Source organism: Mesorhizobium sp. M7A.F.Ca.CA.002.05.1.1, from assembly GCF_003998335.1.
GTDB lineage: Bacteria > Pseudomonadota > Alphaproteobacteria > Rhizobiales > Rhizobiaceae > Mesorhizobium.
This window is the reverse complement of the sequence record NZ_RZQI01000546.1, coordinates 1-4,101: the sequence shown is the minus strand read 5'-3', so window position 1 is coordinate 4,101 and position 4,101 is coordinate 1. Positions and strand designations below refer to the sequence as shown.

Sequence of the window (4,101 nt, the reverse complement as noted above, 5' to 3'; positions counted from 1 at the left end):
TTTTGCCGTGGCGCGTCCGATGCCGGAACTGGCGCCGGTGACGATGGCGACCTTGTTGGCGAGTGCGAACATTTCTGCATCCTTGTTATTTGGGCCGGCTTCACTGGCAGTTGGGATGCTTGGTCGCAGATCGAGGCAACGCGAGCCACCCGATACGTGCGAAGCCATCGGCGACGATTTCTTGACGTCGGATGGACACCGGGGTACCAAGACGCCATTCAACCTTGCGGGTGGATGCGCCACCCATTCCAATGACCCCCCAAGACATAATGAGCAAGTTGTTGGCCTCCGGCTTCGAGGGCAACAGCAAGCTGACGTTCGCTCTCCAATCGGAATTTCATAAGGGCTTTCCGCTCGAAAACCTTCGGCCGCTGCTGACGTCCGACAACCTTCATACGCAGGCCGCCGCGGCTTTTTTGACGGCTGAAGCCAGTTCCCGGATAGGTTACAAGATGAATTGCGTTGTCGCAGAGATAGCCGATCTGCTCGACAGTCAGGTCTCAGGCATCCGGTTCGACGCAATCGAGGCACTTCTGGGATGCACGACGCCGGCCGATGGAGCCATTCTTGGCCGCGTGATGCTGCGGCTGGATGACGAACATGCCGGCGTTCGATGGAGGGTGGTCCAGTTCATCTGTCTTGCGGAGCGCTGGCAGCTAAAGCTTGCGGTGGAAAATGCCGCCGCCCTGCGTCCGGACTCGGCTTTCAAGACACTGGTCAATGCTTATGGTCACTATTTCATGCCGAGCTCCAAGGACCTGCGACAGTTGCTTGAGCATGCGGATCCGGTGTTGCGGCGCTTTGCGGCGGCAGTAGCTATCAGGCCGCGCGAGGTGATCGTCGAGCGTTTCGTGGCCATGGCGGAGCAGTCGGACGATGCGGAAATTCGTAAAATCGCCGCCGATTGCCGCCAAGGTTATTTGCGGCCGACCTATGCAATCGGACCGTCCATCGTGAAGCGTGTCTCGTCTGAACCAGCAAAAGGCGAAGCTCAAAACGGCGGCCGTTGAAGGCGCGGCGCAAAACGGCAAGCGCCGTCGCAAACAGCGCAAGGGTGGAAGCGCTGTTTCGCTAGTGATACACCTCGCGCGCCGGGACCGAATGAACGCCGGCCGCCATTCGCGAAGCCTTTTTGGGGCGAGGTTGGGACGTTGAAGAAATATTCGGTATTCGCCATCGCCCGTGAAGCCATGCGCGGTCACAAGGGCTGGGAGGAACAGTGGTCCTCGCCTGAGCCCAGGAAAGAATACGACGTCATCATCGTCGGCGCCGGCGGCCATGGCCTGGCCACCGCCTATTACCTCGCCACCGTGCACGGCATCACCAATGTCGCGGTGCTGGAAAAGGGCTGGCTCGGCGGCGGCAACACCGGCCGCAACACCACCATCATCCGTTCCAACTATCTCTATGACGAGAGCGCCGGCATCTACGACCATGCGCTGAAGCTGTGGGATGGCTTGAGCCAGGAACTCAACTACAACGTCATGTATTCGGCGCGCGGCGTCATGATGCTCGCCCACAATGTGCACGACGTCCAGGTGCTGAAGCGCCACGTGCACGCCAACCGGCTGAACGGCATCGACAATGAATGGCTGACGCCGGAGCAGGCGAAGGAATTCTGCCCACCGCTCAACACCTCCAGGGATGCGCGCTATCCGGTGGTCGGTGCGTCGCTGCAGCGTCGCGGCGGCACGGCGCGGCATGATGCGGTTGCCTGGGGCTATGCGCGCGGCGCCTCGGCGCGCGGCGTCCACATCATCCAGAATTGCGAGGTGACCGGGGTCAAGCGGGCGCCAAATGGCGCTGTTATGGGCGTCGACACGACGCGCGGCTTCATCGGCGCCAAGAAGGTCGGCGTCGTTGCCGCCGGCCATTCCTCCGTCATCATGAACATGGCAGGCGTGCGCATGCCGCTGGAAAGTTATCCGCTGCAGGCGCTGGTGTCGGAACCGGTCAAGCCGGTGGTGCCCTGCGTGGTGATGTCGAACACGGTGCACGCCTATATCTCGCAGTCCGACAAGGGCGAGCTGGTGATCGGCGCCGGCACCGACCAGTATGTCTCCTATTCGCAGACCGGCGGCTTGCACATATTGCAACATACGCTCGACGCCATCTGCGAGATGTTCCCGATCTTCACGCGCATGAAGATGCTGCGCTCGTGGGGCGGCATTGTCGACGTCACGCCCGACCGCTCGCCGATCCTGGCCAAGACGCCGGTGCCGGGCCTCTATGTCAATTGCGGCTGGGGCACGGGCGGCTTCAAGGCAACGCCGGGTTCGGGCCATGTCTTTGCCCACACCATCGCCAAAGACGATCCGCATCCGATCAACGCGCCCTTCACCATCGAACGCTTCCGCACCGGACGGCTCATCGACGAGGCGGCGGCGGCGGCGGTGGCGCACTGATGATGGCTGAGATGGCTGTCGCGATGCCGCTGATGCTGGCGGGGGAGCAAGTGCTGGCGGGAGAACGGGGCATGTTCCATTTTCCCTCGCCGGATGAAGTGCGCACGCAGCCGATCAGCCGTGCCGGCAACGAAGCCGGCTGGCCGTTTTCGGTCGATGACGGCACGTTGGCCTGCGTCTGGAGCGGCGGCCAGAGGGTGGTGATGTTCTTCGAGGGACGACCCGAAGGGCTCGAAGAAGACGAGACATTCCAGCCGCGTCAAGTCATCGTCACAACCGATCCGATGCAGCTCACCCTCGGCAACATGGCGTCCCGCGATCTGTTTCGTCCCGCTGCAAGCGTGGAAGAGCGCATCCGGCTCGTCGCACCGTTCGCGACCCTGGGACAGAAGCTTTGCGATCAACCGGCGGGCGCCCGCGTCGGCCACGGCGAATTGTAGGAACGAACCAAATGCTTCTCATCCGCTGCCCCTATTGCGAGGAAGAGCGTCCGGAACTCGAGTTCCGCAACGCCGGCGAGGCGCACATCGCGCGCTCGGCCAATATGGCCGGCGAGAGCGACGACGATTTTGAAAAGTTCTTCTTCATCCGCTCCAACCCCAAGGGCATCATTTATGAGCGCTGGCGGCACATGCATGGCTGTGCGCGCTTCTTCAATGCCGTACGCGACACCGTCACCGACAAATTCGTCATGACCTACAAGGCCGGCGAGCGGAAGCCGTCGAAGCTCCCGGGAGTTGCCAAATGAGCGGCGCGTTCCGCATTCCCGGCGCTGGCCGCTTCAGCCAAGCCAAGACCGCGCGGTTCAGCTTCGATGGCCGGTCCTATGCCGGCATCGAGGGCGACACGCTGGCCTCGGCGCTGCTCGCCAATGGCGTCCATCTCGTCGGCCGTTCGTTCAAGTACCACCGTCCGCGCGGCATCCTGTCGGCGGGCGCCGAGGAGCCGAACGCCCTGGTCGAAATCAAGCGCGACGCGGCACGCAAGACGCCGAACGTGCGGGCGACCGTGCAGGAGCTCTATGACGGGCTTGATGCGCAGTCGCAGAACCGCTGGCCGTCACTGTCCTTCGACCTCGGTGCGGTCAGCGATATCGCCTCACCGCTGCTTTCGGCCGGCTTCTACTACAAGACCTTCATGTGGCCGAAAGCGGCGTGGAAGAGGCTCTACGAGCCAAAGATCCGCGCCGCGGCCGGTCTTGGCGTTTCCCCGGACCAGCCGGACCCCGACCATTATTCATCGCGCTACGCGCATTGCGACGTGCTGGTGCTGGGCGGCGGTGCGGCAGGCATCGCGGCAGCGCTTGCGTCGGCCGAGACCGGCGTGCGCGTCATCCTCGCCGACGAGCAGGCCGAGTTCGGCGGCAGCCTGCGTTTCGAGAGCGGCGCGAAAATCGACGGCCAGGACGGTTTTGCCTGGGCGCAAGCTGCCGTGGCGAAGCTCGCCGCAATGGACAATGTCCGCGTGCTGTCGCGAACGACGGCGTTCGGCTACTATGCGCAGAATTTTGTGGGGCTGGTCGAGCGTGTCAGCGAGCATCTGAGGACCCCCGGCCACGATCTGGCGCGCGAGCGGCTGTGGCAGGTCCGGGCCAAGCGCGTGGTGCTGGCCTCGGGCGCGATCGAGCGCCACATGGTGTTTGCCGACAATGACCGGCCGGGCATCATGCTGGCGGGTGCCGCGCGCACCTATCTCA

General features: G+C 63.4%; 5 protein-coding genes. All 5 read left to right on the top strand.

From position 1 onward, the window contains the following. Positions 1-269: 269 nt before the first annotated feature. Positions 270-1,010 (top strand): hypothetical protein, encoded by a 741-nt coding sequence (locus EN939_RS23560; protein ID WP_127270059.1) that lies wholly within the window; start codon positions 270-272, stop codon positions 1,008-1,010. A 141-nt stretch (positions 1,011-1,151) separates the two neighbouring features. Beyond that, positions 1,152-2,405: a sarcosine oxidase subunit beta gene (locus tag EN939_RS23555; protein WP_127270057.1), complete on the top strand. Its 1,254-nt coding sequence runs from the start codon at positions 1,152-1,154 to the stop codon at positions 2,403-2,405. Beyond that, complete coding sequence (locus EN939_RS23550) at positions 2,405-2,845, top strand: hypothetical protein (RefSeq protein WP_127270055.1); 441 nt, start codon at positions 2,405-2,407, stop codon at positions 2,843-2,845. The genes EN939_RS23555 and EN939_RS23550 overlap by 1 nt, the downstream gene beginning before the upstream one ends. Before the next feature lie 11 nt (positions 2,846-2,856). Continuing rightward, positions 2,857-3,153, top strand: a complete 297-nt coding sequence (locus EN939_RS23545; RefSeq protein ID WP_127270054.1) for a sarcosine oxidase subunit delta — start codon at positions 2,857-2,859, stop codon at positions 3,151-3,153. Beyond that, a partial coding sequence (locus tag EN939_RS23540; protein ID WP_127270052.1) for a 2Fe-2S iron-sulfur cluster-binding protein occupies positions 3,150-4,101 on the top strand: 952 nt, incomplete at its 3' end. The genes EN939_RS23545 and EN939_RS23540, both read left to right, overlap by 4 nt.